20 protein-coding genes are annotated in these 22,344 nt (G+C 67.1%); 7 read left to right on the top strand and 13 right to left on the bottom strand.

Features of this window, described 5'->3' with window-relative positions:
- Positions 1 to 4 precede the first annotated feature (4 nt).
- Positions 5 to 1,069: a hypothetical protein gene (locus KEG57_RS37840; protein WP_272425468.1), complete on the bottom strand. Its 1,065-nt coding sequence runs from the start codon at positions 1,067 to 1,069 to the stop codon at positions 5 to 7.
- A gap of 100 nt (positions 1,070 to 1,169) precedes the next feature.
- On the opposite strand from KEG57_RS37840, the gene KEG57_RS37835 reads away from it, so the two are divergent.
- On the top strand, positions 1,170 to 3,434 hold the full coding sequence (locus tag KEG57_RS37835) for a molybdopterin-dependent oxidoreductase (protein ID WP_272425467.1): 2,265 nt from the start codon (positions 1,170 to 1,172) through the stop codon (positions 3,432 to 3,434).
- Positions 3,435 to 3,454: 20 nt separating this feature from the next.
- Here the strand turns inward: KEG57_RS37835 and KEG57_RS37830 are convergent, their stop codons facing one another.
- On the bottom strand, positions 3,455 to 4,720 hold the full coding sequence (locus KEG57_RS37830; RefSeq protein ID WP_272425466.1) for a PAS domain-containing protein: 1,266 nt from the start codon (positions 4,718 to 4,720) through the stop codon (positions 3,455 to 3,457).
- A 15-nt stretch (positions 4,721 to 4,735) separates the two neighbouring features.
- Positions 4,736 to 5,560 carry an ATP-grasp domain-containing protein gene (locus tag KEG57_RS37825; protein ID WP_272425465.1) on the bottom strand — a complete coding sequence of 275 codons (825 nt, stop codon included), beginning with the start codon at positions 5,558 to 5,560 and terminating at the stop codon, positions 4,736 to 4,738.
- 90 nt (positions 5,561 to 5,650) lie between these two features.
- Between KEG57_RS37825 and KEG57_RS37820 the strand changes: the two genes are divergently transcribed.
- From KEG57_RS37820 to KEG57_RS37810, 3 genes are read left to right on the top strand one after another with little or no spacing between them, the layout of a single operon-like run.
- On the top strand, positions 5,651 to 6,346 hold the full coding sequence (locus KEG57_RS37820; protein WP_272425464.1) for a DJ-1/PfpI family protein: 696 nt from the start codon (positions 5,651 to 5,653) through the stop codon (positions 6,344 to 6,346).
- A gap of 41 nt (positions 6,347 to 6,387) precedes the next feature.
- On the top strand, positions 6,388 to 7,713 hold the full coding sequence (locus KEG57_RS37815; protein ID WP_272425463.1) for a hypothetical protein: 1,326 nt from the start codon (positions 6,388 to 6,390) through the stop codon (positions 7,711 to 7,713).
- Positions 7,710 to 8,141: an STAS/SEC14 domain-containing protein gene (locus KEG57_RS37810; RefSeq protein ID WP_272425462.1), complete on the top strand. Its 432-nt coding sequence runs from the start codon at positions 7,710 to 7,712 to the stop codon at positions 8,139 to 8,141. The genes KEG57_RS37815 and KEG57_RS37810 overlap by 4 nt, the downstream gene beginning before the upstream one ends.
- Here the strand turns inward: KEG57_RS37810 and KEG57_RS37805 are convergent.
- Entirely contained in the window at positions 8,128 to 8,991 is an 864-nt protein-coding gene (locus tag KEG57_RS37805; RefSeq protein WP_272425461.1) for a fibro-slime domain-containing protein, read from the bottom strand. The genes KEG57_RS37810 and KEG57_RS37805 overlap by 14 nt on opposite strands.
- A gap of 275 nt (positions 8,992 to 9,266) precedes the next feature.
- Here KEG57_RS37805 and KEG57_RS37800 point away from each other — a divergent pair, with 275 nt between their 5' ends.
- On the top strand, positions 9,267 to 10,802 hold the full coding sequence (locus KEG57_RS37800; protein WP_272425460.1) for an ATP-binding cassette domain-containing protein: 1,536 nt from the start codon (positions 9,267 to 9,269) through the stop codon (positions 10,800 to 10,802).
- Here KEG57_RS37800 and KEG57_RS37795 read toward each other — a convergent pair.
- The 3 genes from KEG57_RS37795 to KEG57_RS37785 form a co-directional block, all read right to left on the bottom strand.
- Positions 10,769 to 12,805, bottom strand: coding sequence for an RCC1 domain-containing protein (locus KEG57_RS37795; RefSeq protein ID WP_272425459.1), 2,037 nt, complete (start codon positions 12,803 to 12,805; stop codon positions 10,769 to 10,771). The two genes, KEG57_RS37800 and KEG57_RS37795, sit on opposite strands and share 34 nt — an antisense overlap.
- A 56-nt stretch (positions 12,806 to 12,861) precedes the next feature.
- Positions 12,862 to 13,566, bottom strand: a complete 705-nt coding sequence (locus tag KEG57_RS37790) for a hypothetical protein (RefSeq protein WP_272425458.1) — start codon at positions 13,564 to 13,566, stop codon at positions 12,862 to 12,864.
- A gap of 521 nt (positions 13,567 to 14,087) precedes the next feature.
- A complete protein-coding gene (locus KEG57_RS37785; protein ID WP_272425457.1) occupies positions 14,088 to 14,498 on the bottom strand; it encodes a hypothetical protein in 411 nt (136 codons plus the stop codon).
- Between the two features lie 285 nt (positions 14,499 to 14,783).
- Between KEG57_RS37785 and KEG57_RS37780 the strand changes: the two genes are divergently transcribed.
- Positions 14,784 to 15,017, top strand: coding sequence for a hypothetical protein (locus tag KEG57_RS37780; protein ID WP_272425456.1), 234 nt, complete (start codon positions 14,784 to 14,786; stop codon positions 15,015 to 15,017).
- Positions 15,018 to 15,210: 193 nt separating this feature from the next.
- Here the strand turns inward: KEG57_RS37780 and KEG57_RS37775 are convergent, their stop codons facing one another.
- From KEG57_RS37775 to KEG57_RS37750, 6 genes are all read right to left on the bottom strand, one after another.
- Complete coding sequence (locus KEG57_RS37775; RefSeq protein WP_272425455.1) at positions 15,211 to 18,267, bottom strand: HD domain-containing protein; 3,057 nt, start codon at positions 18,265 to 18,267, stop codon at positions 15,211 to 15,213.
- Between the two features lie 478 nt (positions 18,268 to 18,745).
- The gene (locus KEG57_RS37770; RefSeq protein WP_272425454.1) at positions 18,746 to 19,348 is read right to left on the bottom strand and encodes a hypothetical protein; all 603 of its coding nucleotides are present in this window, start codon (positions 19,346 to 19,348) and stop codon (positions 18,746 to 18,748) included.
- A gap of 107 nt (positions 19,349 to 19,455) precedes the next feature.
- A complete protein-coding gene (locus tag KEG57_RS37765) occupies positions 19,456 to 19,560 on the bottom strand; it encodes a thaumatin family protein (RefSeq protein ID WP_272425453.1) in 105 nt (34 codons plus the stop codon).
- Positions 19,551 to 19,751 carry a hypothetical protein gene (locus KEG57_RS37760; protein WP_272425452.1) on the bottom strand — a complete coding sequence of 67 codons (201 nt, stop codon included), beginning with the start codon at positions 19,749 to 19,751 and terminating at the stop codon, positions 19,551 to 19,553. The genes KEG57_RS37765 and KEG57_RS37760 overlap by 10 nt, the downstream gene beginning before the upstream one ends.
- Before the next feature lie 308 nt (positions 19,752 to 20,059).
- On the bottom strand, positions 20,060 to 20,455 hold the full coding sequence (locus KEG57_RS37755; protein WP_272425451.1) for a hypothetical protein: 396 nt from the start codon (positions 20,453 to 20,455) through the stop codon (positions 20,060 to 20,062).
- A gap of 18 nt (positions 20,456 to 20,473) precedes the next feature.
- Positions 20,474 to 20,830: a hypothetical protein gene (locus KEG57_RS37750; protein ID WP_272425450.1), complete on the bottom strand. Its 357-nt coding sequence runs from the start codon at positions 20,828 to 20,830 to the stop codon at positions 20,474 to 20,476.
- A gap of 793 nt (positions 20,831 to 21,623) precedes the next feature.
- Here KEG57_RS37750 and KEG57_RS37745 point away from each other — a divergent pair.
- Complete coding sequence (locus tag KEG57_RS37745; RefSeq protein ID WP_272425449.1) at positions 21,624 to 22,328, top strand: alpha/beta hydrolase; 705 nt, start codon at positions 21,624 to 21,626, stop codon at positions 22,326 to 22,328.
- Positions 22,329 to 22,344: the final 16 nt, after the last annotated feature.

The following is a 22,344-nucleotide window of genomic DNA, read 5'->3' as shown; positions in this document are numbered from 1 at the left end:
GCCCTCAGTACGTCGAGAACCCCGCGCAGCTCGACGTGATCTGCATCGACTGCGACCCGCTCGCCACGAAGCTCGAAATGCCCTGATCGCGGTCGTCCACGATCCACACCGTCTTCGGCCCAGCGCCCGAGTACGACGTCGTCGAGTTCGACCCGAGCGACGTCCGCGTCCCGCTGCCGAACTTCGGGTTGTCCCCGAAGAACAATTTTACGCTGCGCGAGCAGCTATTGTGCAGCCGCAGCGAATACGTGGACCCGCCGCCGCCCGAGCTCGAAGCTCCTGCCCGCGCGGCGCGCTCCTCGTCTGCGCGCCTGCGGCTCGCGTCGAAGTCCGCGCGCATCTGCGCCGAGTGCGCCTCCTGCTCGGCCCGGTACGCCGCCTTTTGCTGGACGAACTCGCTGGTCTTTTGGTTGTAAAAATCGATGTCCGCCTGCCCCGCCCACGCGAGCCCCTTCTCTGCCGGGGCCCCGTGCGAATGCTGAAGACAGCTATCGAGCAGCGTGTACCGATCCTCGTCGTCCCGCACCGCCGGGCGCGCCTTCTTGCAATGGCCGAGGACCTCCTCCGATCGCCCGGCGTCGTCGAGCTCCTTGATCAGCGGCACGCACGCGAGCACCGTGGGTCGCGCGGTCATCGAGGCCTCGAGGATCTCGATGGACTCCGCGTTGCGCTTCGCGTGGATGCGCAGGATCCCCTTCGACGAGAGCGCCTCCGCCTTCTGATCGGGATTCTTCTTCGTCGCCTCTTCGAGCGCGGCGTCCGCCTCGACGATCGCCGCCTCGCCGTCGATCTTCTTCCGATCGACGAGCCCCAGGATGAAACAGGCCCCCACGCGTTGCGCAAGCACCCGCGCCGCGTTCATGTCGCCCGGGCTCGCCTTCACGGCGGCGCGTGACTCCTCGAGCTGCGCCAGGATCTGCGCGTCGTTCTGCGCCTGCGCGTCGGCCATCGCCTGCGCCTGCTGCGCCTGCATCGCCGCGGGATCGAAGAGGCCCGCGTACGGGTTCACGCAGCCCGTGGCGGCGACGGAGGCGAGGAGCGTGGCTGTGAGGAGGCCAAAACGTTTCATTACGGACAGCCTTGTACCAGAGCCGCGCCAGGCGGGAAGTGAGAAGCTTTCTGCCGGGCAAACCGCTTCGTGGTACGATGACCTCCGCCGGAGGCCCTCCATGACGACCGAAGCCGGGACGTTCCAGAAGACCGCGTGCATCCTCTGCAGCATGAACTGCGGCATCGAGGTGCTCGTCGAAGATCGCAGGCTCACGCGCGTGCGCGGCGACCGGCAGCACCCGACGTCACGCGGGTATCTCTGCGAGAAGGCCCAGCGCCTCGACCATTACCAGAACGCCAAGGATCGCCTGCGCACGCCGCTCCGGCGGCGGCCCGACGGCTCGTTCGAGGCGATCGACTGGGACACCGCGATCCGCGAGATCGCCGCGAAGCTCATGGGGATCCGCGATACCCACGGCGGGGCCTCCATCTTTTATTACGGCGGCGGCGGCCAGGGCAATCACCTCTGCGGCACCTACGCCACGGCCACGCTCGCGACGCTCGGAGCGGTCTACCGTTCGAACGCGCTCGCGCAGGAGAAAACCGGCGAGTTCTGGGTCGACGGCAAGCTCTTCGGCCGCCCGCGTTGCCACACCGCGCCCGATTTCGAGCACGCCGAGGTGGCCGTCTTCGTCGGGAAGAACCCCTGGCACTCGCACGGCTTCCCCCGCGCCCGCCACGTGCTCAAGGAGATCGCGAGCGACCCCGGGCGCTGCCTCGTCGTCATCGACCCGCGTCGCTCCGAGACCGCGCGGCTCGCGCAATACCACCTCGCCGTCCATCCGGGCACGGACGCCTTTTGCCTCGCCGCGATCCTCGGCACGCTCGTGCAGGAAGACCTCGTCGATCGCCGCTTCCTCGCCGAGCACACGAACGACGCGGAGCCCGTGCTCGAAGCCCTCGCGGAGATCCCCGTCGCCGACTTCGCGAAGCGCTGCGGGGTCGAAGAATCCCTCGTGCGCGAGGTCGCGCGCCGCATCGCCCGCGCGAAGAGCGTCGCCATCCAGGAGGATCTCGGCATCCAGCAGGCGCCGCACTCCACGCTCGATTCGTGGCTGGAGAAGCTCGTTTACCTGCTCGTCGGCAGCTTCGCCAAGGAGGGCGGGATGAACATCCATTCGCGGATGGCGTCGCTCGGCGGGGGCAGCGGCGGGGGCAAACGCGGCAGCACCACGCCCGTCACCGGCGCGCGGATCATCACGGGGCTCGTACCCTGCAACGTGATCCCGGACGAGATCCTGACGGACCACCCGCAGCGCCTCCGGGCGATGATCGTCGAGAGCGCGAACCCCGCGCACTCGCTCGCCGATTCGAAGCGCTTCCGTGAGGCCTTCGCCGCGCTCGATTGCCTCGTCGTGATCGACGTCGCGCTCACGGAGACCGCGCGGCTCGCGCATTACGTGCTGCCGACGGCGTCGCAATTCGAGAAATGGGAAGCGACGTTCTTCACGCTGGAGTTTCCGAAAAACGCCTTCCAGCTCCGCGCGCCCCTCCTCGCGCCGCTCCCGGGGACCTTGCCCGAGTCCGAGATCCACCGCCGCCTCGTGCGCGCGATGGGCGCGCTCGACAGCGTGGATCTCGCGCCGCTCGCCGAGGCGGCGCGCCGTTCGCGGGGCGAGTATGCGATGGCCTTCATGGGGCTCATCGGCACGCGGCCCGAGCTCATGGCGCTCGCGCCGGTGATCCTCTACGAGACGCTCGGCCCGACGCTGCCCCCGGGGGCCGAGGCCACGGCCGTGCTCTGGGGCATCGCGCAATCGTGCTTCATGGCCTTCCCCGAAAGCGTGCAGCGCGCGGGTTTTCCCGGCGCCGACGCGCTCTTCGACGCCATCCTCCGCGAACGCTCCGGCATCACGTTCACCGTCGATTCGTACGAGGAGACGTGGGCGCGGCTCGACACGCCGGACAAACGCATTCGCCTGATGATCCCGGAGCTCATGCAGGAGCTCGTTGGCCTCGCGACGGAGCCCATGCCTTCCCGGGACGAGCGATATCCGTTCATCCTCGCGGCCGGCGAGCGCAGGTCCTCCTCGGCGAACACCATTTTCCGGGATCCTGCGTGGCGCAAGGTCGACCTCGAAGGCGCCCTCCGCATGAGCCCGGCGGACGCGGCGGATCTCGGCGTATCCACGGGCAGCGTCGTACGTATCGTGACCGAGGGCGGCAGCGCGACCGCGACGGTCGAGGTGAACGACGGCATGCGGGCCGGCCACGTGAGCCTGCCGAATGGCGGCGGGCTTTTGTATCCGGACGAGGCCGGCGGAGAGCGAAGGCACGGCACCGCGCCGAACGAGCTCACGCACCACGCGCAGCGGGATTGGCTCGCGGGGACGCCGTGGCACAAGCACGTGCCGGCGCGAATCGAGCGGATCGAGCTCTCGTAGCTCTTCCCGCGCGAAAAACGTCAGCGCGTTTTGCGGATCCCGTAGGCGATTCCCTGTTCCAGACTGCCGAGCGTCACGATTCCCCGGAGATCCGAGCCGAGCTCGATGAGCGTCCGCGCGACCTCGCGGCCCACGCCGGTCAGCACGAGCTCGGCCCCGAGCAGGCCGACGGCGCGCGCGGCCCGCGTGATCGCGTCGGCGGCCTCGGGATCCACCTCCGGGACGCCCGTGACGTCGAGCAGCACCACCGAGGCGCCGCGCTGCGCGACGCCGTCGAGCAAAACCTCGAGCAGCCGCTCGGCGCGCTCGGCGTTCACGCTGCCGATGAGCGGGACCGCGACGACGCGCCGGGCGATCGGCACGAGCGGGGTCGAGAGCGCGCGCAGGGCCTCGTTTTGCGCCGCGATGACCTGCTCGGCGAGCGCCCGCCGCTCCTCCTCGGCGGCGAGCGTCGCGGTCACGTCGGCGATGATGAAGGCCTCGTGGGAGGGCCCGTCTTCTTCGTGCAAGGCGAACGCCGTGAGATGCCCCTGGAACATCGACCCGTCGGTCCGCCGGAAGGCCCCGATCGCGCCCCGCACCTCATGGCCACGCCGAACGGCCTCCGCCACGGGACCCTCGGCCACAAAGGCCGTGACGTCGATGCCTGCCTCGTCGCTTCCGACGCCGAAGAGCGCGCGACAAGCGTCGTTCGCATAGATCGGCTCCCCGCCCGTTCGTGACACGGCGATGGCGCTCGGCGCATGGTCGGCGAGCGCTCGGAACAGCCGGACGGAGCGCAGCGAGTCTTCGAGCTCCACGCGGCGCCGTTGCAATGCCTCCCGATTGAGGTGATCCTCCGTCGTTTGGCGTACCAGCATGACGATCTCTTCGGCGTCCAGGGGAACGATACGCGCCTCGTACCATTCCACCGCCGGGCCCATCGGCAGCGAATACTCGGCCTGCTTCACCTTCCCGCTATCGAGGGCGTCGAGCATCACGCGCTCCAGGTAGGCGCCCACGTCGGCGGGCAACAGATCGGACATCCGTTTGCCCAGGAACACCTCGGGAGGGACGTACAGGTCGTCGGCCGCTCGGGCTCGGTAATCGATGATGATCCCGTCCTTGTCCAGCCGGAAGAAGAGGTCCGGCAGCGCGCGGAAGAGCGCGTCGACGGTCGTGACGTCCTTCCGGTGCGCAGAAAGCGCCTGCCGTGCCTCGTCGCGCTCCTGCTCGAGGCGCGCCACGCGCTGCCGGAGGGCTTCGTTCTCGATGCGGAGCTCACGAACTGCGTCGTCGACGGTCATCTGCGATGTTCTCTCTCAGGAGCGGGGCCGCGCGGAGCCCGCCTCGATCCACGACGCCACGAAATCGAGATACGCTTCGCGCAGCTCCGGGAACACGGTCACGTTCGGGATGTGGTTCAGCTCGAGCAGGTGCTTCGTCCCGTCGGGCTCCACCATGTAATCGATCGCGAACATCTCCAGGCCAAACGCCGCGCCGATCCGCCGCGCGTCCTCCACGAGCGCGGGATCCGCCTCGCCCGCGGGAAGCACCACCGATCCTGCGTGGTGGATCGACTTGAGCCACGTCTCGCCGGCCATGCGGATCTGCCACGCGCGCTCGCCGAGCACGTGGATCCGCGTCGCCTCCCCGCGCACGAACGGCTCGATCAACGTCGGCACCTCCGCGCGCCGTGTCGCCGAAAAGAGCTCCTTGTTCTCTCCACAATGCCACTCGCCCCATTTCGCCACGAGCGTCTCCCCTGCCTTCGGCGAAACGGGCGACGCCCGATCGGCATAACCGCGTCGCATCGCCCCGAACCGCGTCACCGCGAGCGCCCGCACGAGGCACGGGATCCGCGGACGCGCGTCCATCATCCCGCGCGCGAGCGGCAGACACGGCCCGCCCCAGAGCGCGAGCGCGGTCAAGAGCGGCAGATCGTCCTCGAAGATGCCGTGGAACACCACGCGCGACACCGGCACGTAGACCTCGTGCGCGTTCGGCCGCTCGACGAGGAGCTCACCGGCTTCCAGCAGGATACGCGGCAAGACGGGACAGGACACGATCGGGATCTGGGTCGAGAGGCGCGCGCGAAGATCACGCACCTCGGGCTCGTCGAGGCCCACGAGAAGGAGGCGGTTCATGAAGGTTCCCCGGTGCCCATCGGGCAACGGATCCCTTGGCGTGTCAATCACCAAACGTTCACACTGCACCCCCCTGGAGGACGGAATCCCATGCGCGAACGGACCATCGCTTTCCTCATCTTCCCCGAGATCACGCCCCTCGACCTCGTCGGGCCCCTGCAGGTGCTGAAGGCCCTCGAAGGATCGTCCGATCTCCGGACCGTCACCGTGGGCGAGCGCATCGAGCCCATCGAGACCGATCTGCCTTTTCGTATCGTCCCCGAGCGCACGCTCGACGACGTGCCCGAGCCCTACGGCATCGTCGTCCCGGGGGGCCTCATCGGGCCCTTTCACGCGATGGCCAGCGATCGCATCATGGGCTGGCTCGGCAGAGCCGCCGCGAAGGCCTCCTTCGTGAGCTCGGTGTGCACGGGCTCGCTCGTGCTCGCGGCGCTCGGCTTGCTCGAAGGCAAGAAGGCCACGACGCACTGGTCGTTCTTGCCGCACCTCGCGCGCTTCGGGGCGACGCCCGTCAAGGGGCGCTGGGTCGAGGACGGCCGGGTGATCACGGCGGCCGGCGTCTCGGCGGGCATCGACATGGCGCTCGCGCTCGGCGCTCGCCTCACGAACGAGGCCTCCGCCAAGGCGGCCCAGCTCATCCTCGAATACGAGCCCGAGCCCCCGCTTGGCCCGATCGCCTGGGAGGGCAGCGAGACCCTCGTCCAGGGCATGGGCGCCGTCGTCGCGCAGAGGCTCCCCGGAATCCTCGGCAACAAGCCGGAACTGCTCGCAAAGTTCGCGCCGTAACCCTCGTCCTCGTGGGCGTGGATGTGCAAGGATGCGGACGCATGCCGCTCCCGAACATGCTCCTCCACTTCAGCTGGAGCGAGCTCAAGCCTGGCCCGGTGCGCGACGCATTCGAGCGGCTCTTCGCGGAGGGCGTCGAGGACGACGAGCGCGTCCGGATCGCGCGGAAGATCCTGGCGCAGGACATCGTCCTCGCGCATTGCCTCCTCTTCGATGTCTACCAGCGCATGGCCATGGACTCGCGCTGGGGTGTTTCGAACCTGCTCGACGATCTCGTCGGGCCGATGCGCGTCAAGGCCATGGCGATCCTCCGCCGCCCCGACGGACACGATGGACGCAAGCACGTGGCGGCGGCCCAGATCGTCGCGCGCACCGCGAAGCCGAAGGACATCCCTCTTCTCCTCGAGCGCCTCGATCACCCCGGCCACCCGGAGCTGCCCATGTGGATGTACTGGGCGCTCCGCCATGTCGTGGAGGATCTTCCCTCCGCGGACATGACGCTCATCGCCGCCATGGAGAAACGCCTCGTGCCCGGCCGGGACCGGGAGACGTGCAACGAGCGCGTGGAGGCGAGCCGCACCCTCGGAAGGTATCGCGTGGCGGCTGCCGAGGAGGCGCTCCTCCGCGCCATGGAAAAGCTCGCGCCCGAGGAGGCGATCCCCGTCGCGACCGCCCTCCTTTGGCACGATCCCGTCCGGCACCTCGACCTCGCGCGCCGAATCCGCGATGCGCTGCCGAAAGGATTTCCGCGGGACGAGGACCAGGACAGCGGAATGGGGTACCCGTTCACCGACTTCCGCATCACGATCGAGGAGTCGGAGGAGCAGGGGGCCCTGGAGATGGAAGAGCGCGCGCGGATCGCGGCGATGCGACGCGACCTCGAAGCCGATCCCCGCGCGGCCTTGTCCAGGATCCTGCCGGACCTCGATTGCGACATGAGCTTCGAGCTCACGCCGACCTTGTGCCGGCTGCTCGCCTCTGCGGACGCGGCCTTCGCGCGTGACGTGCTCCGCGCGCTCGGGCACAGGGCGTCGCCGACGTACACCTTGTTCCACGCGATCGAGCCGTGGCTCTGGCACGAAGACCTCGAGCTCCGGGGCCTCGCGATGCGCGTGGCGCTCGCGAGCCACTCCGAGCAGGCGCGGGCCCGGCTCCTTTCCCGGCTCCGCCGCGCCTGCGTGAACGACGCGGAGGACGCGTGCACGATCCTCCGGGCGCTCGCGGCCACGAATCAGCTTTATCGGGGGGATGCCGCGCTCGCGACGTCGAGCCCTCTGCCCGAGGTGCGGGAGACCGCGGCTTTTCTCGCGGAAGACAAGGCGGGGGACACGCCCACAGCAAGCCCGAGTTTGGAGCCCGAATCATGACTGAAGACGAACGAGCGCGGACCCTCCAATTCGGTACCCACCGCGCGCGCTTCGATCCCCCCGACATCGTCCGCGTGTGGTGGATCGGCCCTTCCATCATCGGTCAGATCGACAAGCTGTACACCTGGACCGCGGAGCTGATCCCGGATGGTCGACCTTATTTCGTGGTCGCCGACATGAGCCAGCTCGAGGAGGTCGGCCCGGCGGCGCGCAAGGCCGCGGCGGGAGATGCGCGGGCGCGGAGGATCGCCGGGCTCGCCATCATCGGCGCGAGCTTTCACATGCGCGTGCTGATGGGCATGTTCTTGAAGGCCCTACGTGTCTTTTATGGCCAGAAGATGTTCCAGATGAAGTACTTCGAACGGGAAGAAGACGCCCTCGTCTGGGTCGCCGCCGAGCGCGCCCGACGCGCGGCTACTTCGGGATGATGATCGGATCGCAGTTCGTGAAGCTCAGGGTCGACTGAACCTTGAAGTTCGACCCTGTGCTGTGCCGCTCGGCGTGGAAGAAGTCGAGCGCGTACTCCTTGCCGGGCTCGATCCCGAGCTCGGCAGCCTTCGCGTCGAGGTTCAGCGTGTCGGCCTGCGGCGGATGCAGGCCGCCGAGATCGATGGCGAGCCGGTTGTTCACGAACACCCAGAGGTCGTCGTCGCCGCTGAACGCGAACGTCTCGCCGCCCTGGTACTTGAACGTCATGTGGAGCTCGTACGTAAACCCGTAGTTGTGGTCGAAGTCCTCGTTCCCGAAGAGCTGGTTGTCGATCGGGAAGAATGCGGTGCTCTCGAAGGTCGCGATGCCGGTCGCCGGGTCCTCGGTCAGCGTCACCTTGAACGGCATCGACATGTTCACGCCGTCGACGTCGCGGTACCATTGATCGAACTCCGCGGGGCCGGTCGTGTGCGCGGTGGGGCCGTCGTGCGCGTAGACGGGCTTCTTGTCGGGGCCGAGGTCGAACTTCACGATGCCCTTGAGCCCTTCGCCGCCGAAATGCTCGAAATCGGGGTGACCGTTCGGGTAGCCTTTGAAATCGCGCACGACGCCCACGAGCTCGGGCGTGCAGTTCCCGCCGCCGGCTCCGCCGGAGCCGCCCGAGCCGGCGAAGATGATGCCGCCCTCGCCGCCCTGGCCTCCTGTGCCTCCCAGACCGCCCTGGCCTCCCGAGCCGCTCTGGGAGGAGGAACTGCCGGCGCCCTGGCCGCCGGCCGCGCTGCCGCTCGAATCGGCGGTGCCGCCGCCGCAGCCTATCGCGGCGCCGGCCAGCACCAGCGAGGTGGTCATGGTCAAGGTCAAAGCCGCCTGTCGTAAAAGCATATTTTCTCCTCGGTGAAGCAGAAACGCGTCCGCGTCAGCAGACGAGCGCGAGCGTACAGCCTGAAATTCTTCCTTGCGAGCAAGAACATGGCTGCTATCTTGCTCGCGCCCTTCGGAGGATTACGCCGTTGCGCCTGTTTTCCTGAATCCAGCCGTTCGTAAACGTGCCGTGACGCCCGGCGCCGGTCCCGACGAGAGACGAACTCGGGGACGCGCGGGCCACCGATTCAGGAGAACAGAATATGTTATCGCTTCATGCGCTGCGCGTAGCGTTTTCCCATGGGGATGCCACGTCCTTGCTCGAGGACGTCGAGCTGCACCTCGGGCCGGGATGGGCCGGCATCGTGGGCGAGAACGGCGCCGGCAAGACCACGCTGCTCCGCCTGCTCGCGGGTGAATTGCGGCCCGAGCGGGGCCACGTGCGGCGTGATCCGGCGGAAGCACGCGTCGTGCTCTGCCCGCAGACCGTCGATTCGCTCTCCGATGCGATCCTGCGGTTCGCCGAGGATCTCGATGGAGAAGCGGCCGCGCTCCGCGGCAGGCTCGATCTCGCGCCGGAGGACCTCGAACGCTGGCCCACGCTCTCGCCCGGCGAGCGCAAACGCTGGCAGATCGGCGCGGCGCTTTTCGAAGCGCCCGAGATCCTCTTGCTCGACGAGCCCGCGAACCACCTCGATGTCGAGGCGCGCAAGCTGCTCGTCGGGGCGCTCCGCCGCTTCGACGGCGTCGGGCTCTTGGTTTCGCACGACAGGACCCTGCTCGACGCGCTCACCACGACGACGCTGCGCATTCATCAATGCCGCGTCCATGTCTATCGCGGCCGATATGCCGACGCGCGCGCCGCTTGGGAAGCCGAGGCGGCCCACGCGCGGGACGAGCGCGAGGCGGCCAAAGGCGAGGAGAAACGCGCGGCGCGCAGGCTCGATCAGGCGCGGCGCGAGCACGCCGCGATCGACGCGTCGCGGAGCATGAAGACGCAGATGAAAAACAAGAACGATCACGACGGCCGGGGCATGCTCCGGAAGATCGCGATCGAATCCGCGGAGAAACGCACCGGGCGCACCGTGGGCGTGGCGCGGGCCGATCTCGAGCGGGCGAGCGCCGAGGTCGCCCGGCACCACGTCGAGAAGGAGCACGGCGGCGAGATCTACGTCGGCTGGGAGCGCCCTTCGCAGCCCTGGCCCTTCCTCCTCGAGCTTTCCGTCCTTCGCGCGGGTGATACGGAGCTCCTCCACGACGTGCGCCTCTCCGTCCCGCGCGACGGCCGCATTCGCATCGAGGGTCGGAATGGCGCGGGCAAAAGCACGCTGCTCGGCGCGCTCGCGGCCGCGGCGCGGATTCCGCGCGAGCAGGTCCTCTACCTGCCGCAGGATCTGCCGGCGGAGGCGCGGCGGGCGCTGCTCGCGGAGGTCCGCGCCCTCGGACCCGAGGCGCGCGGGCGCACGCTTTCGCTCGTGGCCACGCTGGGCACGGATCCCGAGCGGATCCTGGCCTCGGCCGAGCCGTCGCCGGGCGAGGCGCGCAAGCTCGCCATTGCGCTCGGCCTCGGCAGGAAGGCCGCGGCGCTCCTGCTCGACGAGCCCGAGAACCACCTCGACCTGCCCTCGCTCGAACGCCTCGAACGCGCGCTCACGGGGTATCCGGGGGCGATCGTGATGGTCAGCCACGACGCCTCGTTCGCCCGCCGCGCGACGAGCGTGGTCTGGCGGATCGAAAATGGGCGTGTCCGCGAGCTCGACCCCGCTCAGGGCACGGCGATCTCCACCGGCGTGTGCTGAATGGGATCGCGGTCGCCCAGATCGAACACGCTCCCCCAGCAGTAGATCTCTCCCTCCCGCGTGCGGGCGCAATCGCGCGCGATCTGCACGATCGCGCCCGCGGGCAGCCCCTCGATCCGCCGGAACTTCGCGATCTCGCCTTTTTTCGTCGCCTTGCGGTCGAAGCAAAACACCTCGCCTCGCTCGGTGCGCGCGCAATCGGTGTCGACCTCCGCCACCTCGGTCTGCATGACCTTCGGCCCATCGGGCGCGCCCATGCAGACGAGGCGCGCGCCCTCGTCGACGACGCAACGCGCGGCGTCCAGCAAGGCGCGGAACTTTCCGGGGACCCGCGCCTTGTCGCCGAAGGAGTCGTCCTGGAAGATGGCCGTCCCGTCGGCGAGGACGGCCCTGCGGAAGGGGGTGAGGTACGTGGCGTTCGCCAGCTCATCCTTCGGGTCGAACCATTGCACACGGAGGGGCTTCGGGTTTGCCTCGTAATAGAACCACCCCGCGCCGCCGCCGCGCTTGGCGACCATGATGCCGACCCCGTTGTGGACCTTCACGGTGACGTCCTTGACCGCCGCGCCGCGGGTGTCGACGAGCAAGGCGAAGTCGTCCTTCAGGTTCCCCTGGATGAACCGACCGTTCCGGCAGTACCATTGCCCCGACTTCGCGCCGCGCACGCAGAGCGGCATGCCACCCACGATGGCGTCGACGGCCGGCTCGGGAAGCACGAGATCACGCCGGGGCACGTGCAACGCGTCGGCGATCGCGCCCCAGCAGGAGACGCGGGTCATGCCGAACCGCGCGCAGACGACGCCGCCCTCGGCGCTGATCTCGCTCGCGCCCGTGATTTCGGGGACCATCGCGGCGCGTTCGAGCTCGCGCGACACGCCGTCGCCGAGCAGGCCGCCATTGCGCGCACCGAAGCACCGCACGCGGTGATCCTTCCCGAGCGCGCAGACGTTTCGCGGAAGCACGGCCACCCCGAGCGACGCATCGACCGTCGGGAGCACTTCGTACGTCTTCTCGATGTCCACGCAGGGCTTCTCGAAGGAGCAGGAGCAGCGCGACACGCCGTCCTCGCGGGTCACGCACACGCTGTTCCAGAGGCCCGTGAAGAGCCGCGTCACCCGCTTGCCCTCGGCGAGCTCCTTGAGCTTCCGGTCGACGAGCGAATCGTCGCAGAAGACGGTGCCGTCGGGCCGCCGCGCGCATAGCTGATGCCCGAGGTTCCGGACATGGGCGACGACCGCTTCTTCCACGGGCCCTTTCAGGGGCATGGGCCCCACGCCGTAGCCGGGGATGGGCTTACCGAAGCGCGTCGTTTCGTGTCTCTCGAGGTTCCAGCAATAGAAGCCGCCGTCCACGCCCATGCCGCATGCCTCATCGGAGAGGGCGCGAATGGGCGGGGCCGGCACCCGCAGATACGGCCCATCCGTGTACTCCATGCGGAGCGAGCAAAAGACCTCGCCCTTGTCGGACAGCAAGCAATCGCGGCTGCCGGCGACGATCTGCGCGGTCCCGGGGGTATTCAAGCCCCACGTGTACTTCGCGATGTCCTCGGGCTTGGGCTGCACGACCCGGAAGCCCCGCACGACGCGGAAGGGTTTCGTCGCGTCGTCGCGCACCACCCGAAACAGCGTGCCGTCCGCGTCCCAGCCGACAATCTGGCCGCCCGTGAGGATGGTGAAGCCTTTCAGGTTGGGGAAACCTTCGATGCGCACGGGGCGGTCGTGCGAGCGTTGGGCCATCTCGCCGGGGAGGGCCATGCTGCCCCAGCAATAGAGGGAGCCGCGCTCGGTGCGGGCGCAAAACCCGCCCTCCCCGCCGCGGACCTCGACGAACGTGTGATCCTCCGGAGGCGGCGCGGCCGGGGCGGAGGTGGGCGTGGGTGCCGGAACGGAGATCGTGGTGGAAGGCGCGGGCGTGAGGTCACGCGCGGTGGGCGGCGGCGGCGGCGCGGCGGTCGTGCAGCCGAGGAGGACGAGGGCGGAGAGGGGGGCGAGCGCGCGGCGCATGGCGGTCACTGTACCCCAGGGGGCCGTGATCGCGGAAGCATCTGGGGGGCGCGGGATCAGCGCTGCGCGGCGGAGCCGGGGGCGCCCTCCGGCTTGGCGCCGTCCGTGGGCGCTTTGCGCTTCGACTGCGAACGCTCTTTCTCTCGCAGGAAGAACGGCTCCGCTGCGGAAGGATTCGCCTTGTAATGGTCTCGCAGCCGGCCGTAAGCGCTTTCGAGCTGCTCGCGCACCGATCGACGAACCGCGCGCTCCTCGGCGAATCGGGTTTCGAGCTCGGCCGCGGCCAGGGCCACGGTGTCGAGCGCAGCGCGATGCTGCATCTCCGCGTGGTCGAGACCCGCGATGGCATCATCCATGTCTCCCTTGCCGGCGAACGGCGCGAGCCGGACACGCAGGGCGGGCAAGACGTCGAGCTGCGCCTGACCGTCGGGCTTGATCACCGGGCTCAGACCGGCCGGGAAGATCGTGCGTCGCGCGGCAAGAGAAGGGTCCTTGCGGTCGAGCTTCTTTGCGGCAGCCTCGATCTCGCGGATCCCGTTCTCGACGTTCACCTCGGCGCGGGTGAGCTGGGCTGACGCGGTCGTCGCCGCATCCTCGGCGTCCTCTCGCGCGCGCTGGGCGTCGCGCAACTGCGTGTAGAGGACGCTCGCCTCGGCATGCAGGGTGTCGTGCAAGGGACTCACGCCCTTGCATGTGGAGAGGTGAAAACGGACGTGGCGGCGATGAAGGGAGCTCCCATCGGTCTCACGAAGGCGTCGCATGGATCCTCTCTTCCCCTACCCCCGCGAGCGGGAGCGGGGTCGTCTCGGGTTCGCGCGTTAGACGTTCGGAGCAGATCATTCATCCCGGAGCGGAAGCAACCGAGCACGAAACCGTCGGGAGCCGACCCGGAAACGGAGCAACGAACGTTCCCGAGAGTTGGAACGCGCCACGCCGCATCCGCGCGGTGTTTTTCCGAAAAAGGGAACGTGCTGCGATGCGGATCCCGGAAGCGTTGCACGGCGGGGAAACGCGCCCGGATACAGCGGCAGGGTGCGTTGCAAGAAAGGGGAATCCTACCGTAAGCGAGGACGGGAGCATTGCGACACGGCGGGAACGCCCTCGGGTGCGGCGCGAAGCGCGTTGCGAGACGGAGGAATCGACGGGGACGCGGACGCGGGGAGCGTTCCGAGAAAGAGGAACGTCCCGAGATCCGGAGCCGGGAACGTTGCGACGGCGCGGAGCTTTGGGCGCCTGCGGTTCAGCCTTGGCCGCGGGTCTGGATCGGCGAGGGAAACTTGGCTCAGGCTCGCTCCACGTCCTCGAACGTCGTCCTCGCGGCGTTGGCCGTCTCGTCCAGGTTGAGCAAGACCCGCAAGGCATCGACTTGCCAGTCGTCGCCCGCGATGCGGCGGACGGTGACGGGGCCCGGGACGCTTTCGTAAACGGCGTCCAGGATATCCATGAGGGCGTAGACGCCTGCGTCGTTGCAAAACGGCATCTGCGTGAAGTCCATCCGGATCGATGCAAAGGAGCACTTCGCCAGGATCCGGCCGAGCTCGTCGAGGAAGATCCGCAGGGAAGGATCACGGTAGTGGAGATGGAGGGGGCCTACGAACGTCAGCACGAGGCGAGCCTCGTCATCCTGGGCCGCCACGACCTCGAATGCGGCGCGTCCGCCCTCCATGACCGTTCCGCGCGAAAGGACCTTCATCGGCCCTCGATGCTACAGGAGGCGCCCCGTCCAGCCAATGGCGACCTCGGCGGCTCTCCCGGAAGGTCCGGAGCTAGGACACCGATCGGTTTGCAACCGCTCGAGGTCCTAGCTCTTTTGTCCCGAGGGGGACGCCTCGCGTCCCCCTCTCGGCCAGGCGAAGCCCGGCCGATTCACCCCCCGAGAACGGTTCTAGCACCCCTGACCCGGCGTAACCTGCTGGATCCGCGTCCTGATGACGACGGATCGGCACCGTTGGCGCGTGTTGGTGCCACTTCAGACTCCGTGGCCGCCCTTTGGGGCATCCCTGGAGCCGACCCACGCAGGACCCTTCTCGCCGTCCTCGTCCAGGGAGAGGTCACGGCCGCGGCTTTGGGCGATGTCGAAGCCGCGGCGGTGGCTCACGACGCGGCTGAAAGGCTTCTGGCACTGCTGTCGGACGCCGACGAAAGCATGGCCGCCGCGCGAGCCGCGCACGATGCCGTCGGCAAGGTGCTCCACGCCATCCAGCGCCGGTAGGTTCCTGCGCTGGCGGGGTCCCTCGGGAGCGAGGGGGCCCGCAGCGGCGGGCGCCCCTCGTCTCCGAGGGTCGAAGGGCCTCGGGACAGACCCCCGTCCTCGTTACAAGCAGGGACAAGGGCTGCTTCCAAAACACCCTGGCTCTCGATCTTCCCCCAGGGCCGCGCGGCTCTGGGCTGGCGGTTGCGCGGGTTTACGTCGACTGACGGCGAGTCACAGCTCGATCGCTTCGCTCTCGACCGCCTGCCTCCTGCTCCTGCTCCAGCTTCGTAACCGCCTCCCACCGGGTAATCTCCTCTGATAGTTCGCTGTAAGCATGCGGCAGGAGTGCGCGGCGCTCCGCCTCGTCCCAGGGGATGACGGGGTGACGGATGATGTCCTCCCACGCCTCCGCCAAAGGGCTCATAATCATGTCCTCGTCGGGTAGGTCCTCGTTGGGTCCCTCGCAATCGAACCAGATGCCGATGGGGTTCTCTATGCCCTCGGGAACGATGGTGGCAAGGCGTTCAAGGTCGAGGAGCTTGCGGTTGTCTTCACCAGTCCACTCAAGAACCCAGTGCTCGCCCACTGAAGCGTACTGGATGGTTTCGGGGCGAGGATCGATCGCGCGCCATGCTTCCCACAGAGCGCGACAGACGATGAGCAGGGTGGAGCGTGGCGTGAGGAGGCTGAAGGGGCCGAAGATATCCGGACCTCGTTCGAAGGGCTTATCATCGACGACAGCCAGTGGATCATGGAACATTACCATCCATTGGGCCATTATATTGTGTAGATCTTCGCGACTGTCGTGCTTGAACCCTTGAAGCTCGACGACACATTCAGTCTTGAGCACCTGCCAAACCCACGACACTGCGGGCATGCGATCGGTTCCTCGAAAGATAGGAGCGAAGCAGATGGGATGCATTGCGATCTGGCTCGCCATAGCGCCGTCCGCAAGCCCGATGCCGGCCTGACTCCACCACAGCCAGCTCCATCCGAACATCTTTGTTCCTATGCTCGGATGCAAGCCAGCGCGAAACCGATCTGCGATAACCAGAGGTATCATCTCGTTCGGCACAGCTGGAGTCCTGACGAGCAGAGCACCTAGGATATCCCGGCAAACGGATTGCAATACGACTGCATCAACCGGTGTATCGCCCGTTGATAGCCCAGTCCGGACAAGGTTTACTGGCATCTTGTTGGTGCGATCGAAAATGGAGATTCGTGGACGGCGTATAAATTCCGACCATCCGTATCCGTACCATAGATGTTGATAGTCGTCGCTGGTGAGGTCAGCGCTATAAGGCTCGCGAAGCACGAATCCATTGTGTACATACGTGCCGTGGCCGCCCTCGTTCCAGGTGTATTGGATGTCATCGAAGTCGGGGTGACACGTCCTTATCCAGTAGAGTGGGAGGGGAGCGCCATGCAATGGTATCAACCTGCGCTTCAATACAACCTCGCCATCCGTAGGGCCCACTGAATTGGGGTAGCTCTCGTACTCGTTGCGCAGTAGGATTTTCCTGACAAGAGTGGGCCGCTCAAGCCAGTACCAATCCCACGACTCACCCTCGGCTCGACTCAGCAGTCTATCCATGACTTCGCTATTCGAGATCCTCACGCGAACTGTCGTCCCAGGCTTCCGCTCACACCATCGCAGCTCGATCGCCGGCTCGTCCAACCGTGCTGTGAACGCGACCCCTCGGTCTTCCTCCACATGACGCGTGGTAACCTCCATCTCGTCCCCGAGCAGAAATGCCGCCAGCGCCCCCACCCCGAACCGTCCCGCTCGAAGCACGCGCGGGGTTCCACTTTCATCGTCATGCTGCCGGTGCCATGCCTCGCTGTTGCGGAAGGACGCCCCAGCCGTGAGGAAGTACTTCTGCACGACATCCGGGCTCATACCAATTCCCCGGTCCTCGACCGTCAGCCACCCCGTGCCGTCGTCGTTGTCCTCCAGCAGTACGACGACGTCTGCCTCGAGTTCCGGCAAGTCGATCCGCCTGTCCGGGTTCTGACGCTGGTAATCTTCCCTCTCCCGGCACGCATCCACCGCGTTCTGCATTAGCTCCCGCACCCCAAAAGCAGGCTCTTCCTCGTAAAGCGGTCCCACCAGAAGTTTCAAAACCTCTCCGCCCGAGACCCGAAACCTCGCATCCACGGGCAGGTAATCCACGGTCTTGCCGAAGGCTGCGACGTCATCGAGGGTGGAACGAAGACGTCGCACACGCAGCCCAAGTTCGCGCAGCCGTGTATCCGCACCGTAGACCTCACCCAGCACGGCCCAGCACGCATCCAGCTCCGCCTGGATCCCCTGGAAGAGCCGCCTGAGCCCTAGGAACGTCTTGACGTCCGTTGGTTCTGCATCGACGAAGAGCGCCTCTGGATCCGCTTCATCCTGGCGAACGTGCACCACCGCTTCGTGTTTGCGCCACTCGGCCTGCGAGATCGGGCTTTTCAGACTGCGCACGCGGAGCAACTCGCGGGGTGCGCGGGGCGCCTCGATTTCAAGGTAGTCGGCGATCCGTAGAACGGCCATCGCAAACGGAGCATGGACCTCGCGGTAGTTCCGCCGTCCGTTCTTGGGCATGAGGTCTGCACTGGCACGCAGGTCAAGGTTGTGGCTGCGCGCGACAAAGCCCGCTAAATCCCTGAGCCACTCGTCCATCTGCGCAAATCCCAGACGATCGATCCCTGGTCCAGGGATGCCGAGCAGCGCGATCTCGTGCGCGAGCCGGGCGTGGTGGCGGCGCATAAATTCGCCGATGAGGAGACGATCGCGGTAAGTCCACTTCTTCCAGTCTGTATCCGGGTTCCGCGCGGGCTCGGTGTCACCGAAAAGCGAGCGGAGCTTGCCCTCATCGAAGCGCGCAGCTTCACGCAGAAACTCCTGCCAGAGTCGCGGCCAGGGATGATCGCCCATTCTGTCTAGAAAGAGGCGCCCCCGCGGCTTCCATGGCGCTCCTGCGGACACGAGGGCGAGAAACCCATCCTCGCTCAGGTGCATGGCGCAGTCGTGGAGCAGGATGGCAAGGAGGAGCGTGGCCGCGTCCTGCGCCGTGAGGTGCGGCCAGGCTTCCTCACGGATGAGCGCCTCTGCCCCGTGCATCACGCTCTCCACATGCTCAGGGCCATGGTCGGTGTACTCCGGGAAGAAGACAACCTTGTTGTCCTTGAGCCAAAGCTCGAAGACGCCTAGCGTCTGCAACACGACGCCGTGGAGACGCTGGTCCTTGTCGAGGAGCTTTTCGAGGTGAGGCGGGATCTTCATCTGACGGTTCCAGGATACCCTCGACGGGTACGTCCAGTCACCATCTCCGAGTTGGGCACGGCTTACCGCAGGGGGAGGCCCCCCTGCCGTGGGTTCACGCCTGTCCGACGGTGAGGGTTCTGCGGCGGCTTGGGGGGCTCCGACGATGGGGCATCCTGCTCGTCGTCGCCGCGACGCTCCGGGTCCCCCTTTATTTCCGACGACGTCGAAGCGCGAAGGGCAGGAAGAATATCATGGCCAGGAGGATGACGAACGGCAGAGGGCCGGCGCCCAAGAGCCCAATCGGATCCTGCCGGGGTCGGCGAACCGGATCCTGCGCGGGTCGGCGAACCGGCCCCCGCGTACGTGATGGAGCGCCTGAGGGACTTCGGCTCGCGGGTCGAGCACCTGCGCTGAGCACGCTGAACGAGCCCGCGCGCAAGGTGCGCGCGCGTCAACCTCGACGAGCCGGTCTTATGCAATCGGCCGGGCCAGATCATCACGGTCGAGGTGACTGGCCCGACCATCGAACGTCGGCCGGTAGCTCCACGCACGTCATCTGACGGGCCCCCGGCGCCGTCGCCTCGCCTGCATACTCCCTGCAGAGCACGTGTCGCTCTTTCCAGACCAGCTCGCACGAGCCCCTGGTCGCGCTCGCGCCGGTCTCGGGGGCGGGGTCACCGCAACGGTACCGCGTGATCGACCGATCACCATAGGTATCGAGGCGCACGTCTTCGTAATAACGAACCTCGCACCCCCCCTTGTCGGCACGCGTGGTGACGACCGCTGACCAGTAAAACGGCCCGCTATCGACGCCGTCGTACGAGCCATCCACGCGCGCTGGTTGGCAGGCGCGGAACGCACGGGCGAGGCAGCGCCGGGGCTCGCTGTCGTGCTGGACGAGCTCGTCGTACGAGCTCGCGACCTCACCGCAGTCGAGCGCCGGCGACGTCACCACCCCGCCGAGATCGTCGGCCACGGTTTGTCGGAACGAGCGCAACACCTGTCCCCGTTGCGACGGCGGCCCCGCGCACGCCGCAGCCAGCGCGAGCGCCACGCCGGTGCCGGCGAGCATGGTCGCGCTGCGAGATCCGGATGCCATGACCACCTGTTACCGCACCGCCCGGCGCGGCAGTCGCGATGCTCGCACGCTCGATCACCGTACGTCAACGCTCATAACGCTTGCCGTGGAGCTCGCGGAGGCTCGGCTCACGGGCAGAAGACGACCTCGAACCCCGTATCCGAAGAGCATTGATGCAGCCCGTTTTTGTCGTCGTACGAATAGCTGTACGCGCTCGGACACATCACGCGCATCGCGGCCACGTACTTGGGTGCAGGCCCGGCTCGGCGCTCTCCGGCTGGCCGAGTCCGAAGGGGCTCGGGTAATTCCACTTCTTGCCTTCCCGGCAGACGACGAGTTGGACCGTATCGCGGATCTCGCCCGCAAGCTGCCGAAGGGCGAGCGCCGAAAGCTTCGGAAAGACCTCGAAGCGCGCAGGATGCACGAGCCCCCGACGTAATTACATCTCGCCCTCGGCATAACGCCGCGCCAGCTCCGGATCGGGCTCCTCGTCCAGTTGACGACGAGCCTTCGGTACTGCCCGAAGATCAGCGCGGCAGCCTCTTGCAAGGTCGGAACGGGCGTGAAGGGGGGCAGCACGTATCGGCTAAACCCCATGAACTTCTCACCGTGCCGCACGTGGCCGATGCGCTGGCCTTCGCCGTACGGCCGCAGTTCAACCATGAATTTACGCTGCGTCATCGTCGACCATCCGGAGCCGCAAACGGCGTGCCCGGCGTGATTCGCACCAGGCTATGCCGCGGCACGCTTGCGCGCGAAGACTTCGACGACGACATTGGATGCGATACGGTGTAGTTCCTCGGCCGCGCGGGTTGCTTCCTCGGGAGTCGCGGCGAAGCCCCGGAAGACGTCTCGCCCCTCGGCGTCGATGAGCCCCTCTCGGACGTAAATGCACCCATCGCTCCCGAGCGCGAGCGGATGCACGATTGCCCAGAGGAGCAAGCCCCCGACGCCAAACTTCTGGGCCTCGTCGGCACGCAGCGCATAGCCCACGAACACCGAACGGCCCGGCGGCGGAGCGTTCTCGAATGCGAAATATAGAATGCCATCGCTGGCGAGCGCAAACGCCGTGGCCAACTCCGCAGGTTCGTCGGTCTTATTGGTGCTGCTCGTGGTTTTCGTGCTCATGTTGCTCTCTCCTGTGCTTCAAAGGGGGACCCGGAGTTGTACGCGCTCGGGTCGGGCATGGTCGGGCAAGAGAGACACGATGCCCGCTCTCTCCAGCCGAAGCAGGGCGGGCACGAGCGCGCCCGAAAACGATATCTCTGGCAGCCTATCCCGCAGCCGCGCGACCGAAACGAAGCCGTTGTTGTCCACCCGCATCCGTAGCAGCGCGAAGTGGAGGAGCCCTTCGACATGGGCATCCGCGCCCTGCTTCCGCAGCGCACAGGCGTAATACGCGACGCGGATCGCGGCCTCCTGATAGATCGGGTCCGCCCGCACGATATCGAGGAGAAGTTGTTCGCCGCGCTGGTCGTACGGGACAACGCCCACCGCGGCCAAGGTAGACCTCGTGGAGCGCGACGGCGGAAGCGGAGGGAGCTGATCCGACAAACGGCGAGCGCGAAAGCGCTCGCGAACGCGGTAGAACAGGGCATGGGCGAGGGCCCCGAGACGACTCCGGAGCGACGGGGGATCGAAGACCGTATCGCGAGGCGGCGGCTCTGAATATGCGACGCTTGGACGAACGCCGCTTTGCGGCGGGAGCACTGGACGGTCCATCACGGTCGTCGCGGCGTCGTCGTCAGTGTCGTGTCGTGCGCTCATGTTCCTCCGTTTGGCGTCGCCGACCCGAGGCGACGGCAAATCGATGGCGTGCGCGCGTGAAGGGCGCCTCGACTCGCAGCCGCCTGAGATCGGCGACAAACGACCCCCAGGAGAGGGCGAAGGGCTGCGCTCGCCCAGAGAAGCATGCCCATCGCCCCCTTCTGCGGGTCGCTTGTGCCGAAAGGGAGCGAGATGCTCGCCCCTTCAGGAGACAAACAATGCGCGAGCGGGCACGAGGTAACTCGGGCGCTGTCGTTTTGTGGGAGAGTGTCGTACCCGAGAGGCGGGTCTACGTCCGGCCCGTGACGCAGAAAGGGGTGGACCATGGCAACCCGTAAGGCCAAAAGCGCAAGCGGGTTCAAGATTCGGTTCGGGCGCCGTGTGCAGGACCTTCGCGCCGAGGCGGGGATCGCGCTGTTCGAGGGCCAGGCTCGCGAGCGACGTCGAGCCGCTCCTTAGCAATGCAAACGCTGGTGCGCTGAACGAGCCCACGCTTCTCTTCGAGCGCGAGGCTCAGTAGAATCGGCCCATGAACACCGAGCAGGTCGTCGTCGAAGGCAAAGACTACACCCGTACCGTCTGGTTCATCGCCGGCCCCCAGGCGACCGAGCACCCGCTCTGCGTGTTCCTGGACGGAGAATACTATCTCGAGCGCGTCGGCGCCCTGCCCATCCTCCAGGAGCTGATCGCAAGTCAACGCATTCCGCAGATGTCCTTCGCCTTCGTTCCGAGCAATGGCCCCCAGTCGCGACACGAAGACTTCGTCTGCAACGATCGCTTCGCTCGATTCATCTCCGAAGACCTGGTTCGCTGGGCCAGGAACCGAGCGAGCACCATCCGCGGCGAGAGAAATCTGGTCTGCGGTCTCAGCCTAAGCGGCCTCGCCAGCGCCCACATGACCCTGACCCATCCCCACGTCTTTTCGTCCGCGCTGAGCCAATCCGGCTCCTTCTGGTGGGAACGCAAACGGTTCGCGAGCCTCGCACGCGCATTCCCGAAGATCAGCTCCCGCCACTGGCTCAGCGTCGGCGACCAGGAGCTCGAGGACAACGCCACCCATCCACCCACGGGAATGCGCCAGGAGTTCACGCAGGTCGCCGGAGTGCAATCCGCCGTCGATGCGCTCAAAGCCAGCGGCGCCAAGGTGAGGCACCACGTGTTTCACGGAGCACATGCGTTCGAACCTTGGCGGGCTGAACTGGCCGACGCGCTTCAGTGGCTGTGCAGCGCTTAGGACAAATACGCGACGA

Source organism: Polyangium jinanense (assembly GCF_028435365.1).
Note: the sequence above shows the minus strand (reverse complement) of the source record. Positions and strands in the feature narration are given on the sequence as shown.

What these genes read in the sequence shown, in the direction of transcription:
- KEG57_RS37840 (WP_272425468.1), bottom strand. Translation starts at nt 1,069, where the DNA reads ATGAAACGTTTTGGCCTCCTCACAGCCACGCTCCTCGCCTCCGTCGCC.
- KEG57_RS37835 (WP_272425467.1), top strand. Translation starts at nt 1,170, where the DNA reads ATGACGACCGAAGCCGGGACGTTCCAGAAGACCGCGTGCATCCTCTGC.
- KEG57_RS37830 (WP_272425466.1), bottom strand. Translation starts at nt 4,720, where the DNA reads ATGACCGTCGACGACGCAGTTCGTGAGCTCCGCATCGAGAACGAAGCC.
- KEG57_RS37825 (WP_272425465.1), bottom strand. Translation starts at nt 5,560, where the DNA reads ATGAACCGCCTCCTTCTCGTGGGCCTCGACGAGCCCGAGGTGCGTGAT.
- KEG57_RS37820 (WP_272425464.1), top strand. Translation starts at nt 5,651, where the DNA reads ATGCGCGAACGGACCATCGCTTTCCTCATCTTCCCCGAGATCACGCCC.
- KEG57_RS37815 (WP_272425463.1), top strand. Translation starts at nt 6,388, where the DNA reads ATGCCGCTCCCGAACATGCTCCTCCACTTCAGCTGGAGCGAGCTCAAG.
- KEG57_RS37810 (WP_272425462.1), top strand. Translation starts at nt 7,710, where the DNA reads ATGACTGAAGACGAACGAGCGCGGACCCTCCAATTCGGTACCCACCGC.
- KEG57_RS37805 (WP_272425461.1), bottom strand. Translation starts at nt 8,991, where the DNA reads ATGACCACCTCGCTGGTGCTGGCCGGCGCCGCGATAGGCTGCGGCGGC.
- KEG57_RS37800 (WP_272425460.1), top strand. Translation starts at nt 9,267, where the DNA reads ATGTTATCGCTTCATGCGCTGCGCGTAGCGTTTTCCCATGGGGATGCC.
- KEG57_RS37795 (WP_272425459.1), bottom strand. Translation starts at nt 12,805, where the DNA reads ATGCGCCGCGCGCTCGCCCCCCTCTCCGCCCTCGTCCTCCTCGGCTGC.
- KEG57_RS37790 (WP_272425458.1), bottom strand. Translation starts at nt 13,566, where the DNA reads ATGCGACGCCTTCGTGAGACCGATGGGAGCTCCCTTCATCGCCGCCAC.
- KEG57_RS37785 (WP_272425457.1), bottom strand. Translation starts at nt 14,498, where the DNA reads ATGAAGGTCCTTTCGCGCGGAACGGTCATGGAGGGCGGACGCGCCGCA.
- KEG57_RS37775 (WP_272425455.1), bottom strand. Translation starts at nt 18,267, where the DNA reads ATGAAGATCCCGCCTCACCTCGAAAAGCTCCTCGACAAGGACCAGCGT.
- KEG57_RS37770 (WP_272425454.1), bottom strand. Translation starts at nt 19,348, where the DNA reads ATGGCATCCGGATCTCGCAGCGCGACCATGCTCGCCGGCACCGGCGTG.
- KEG57_RS37765 (WP_272425453.1), bottom strand. Translation starts at nt 19,560, where the DNA reads ATGCGCGTGATGTGTCCGAGCGCGTACAGCTATTCGTACGACGACAAA.
- KEG57_RS37755 (WP_272425451.1), bottom strand. Translation starts at nt 20,455, where the DNA reads ATGAGCACGAAAACCACGAGCAGCACCAATAAGACCGACGAACCTGCG.
- KEG57_RS37745 (WP_272425449.1), top strand. Translation starts at nt 21,624, where the DNA reads ATGAACACCGAGCAGGTCGTCGTCGAAGGCAAAGACTACACCCGTACC.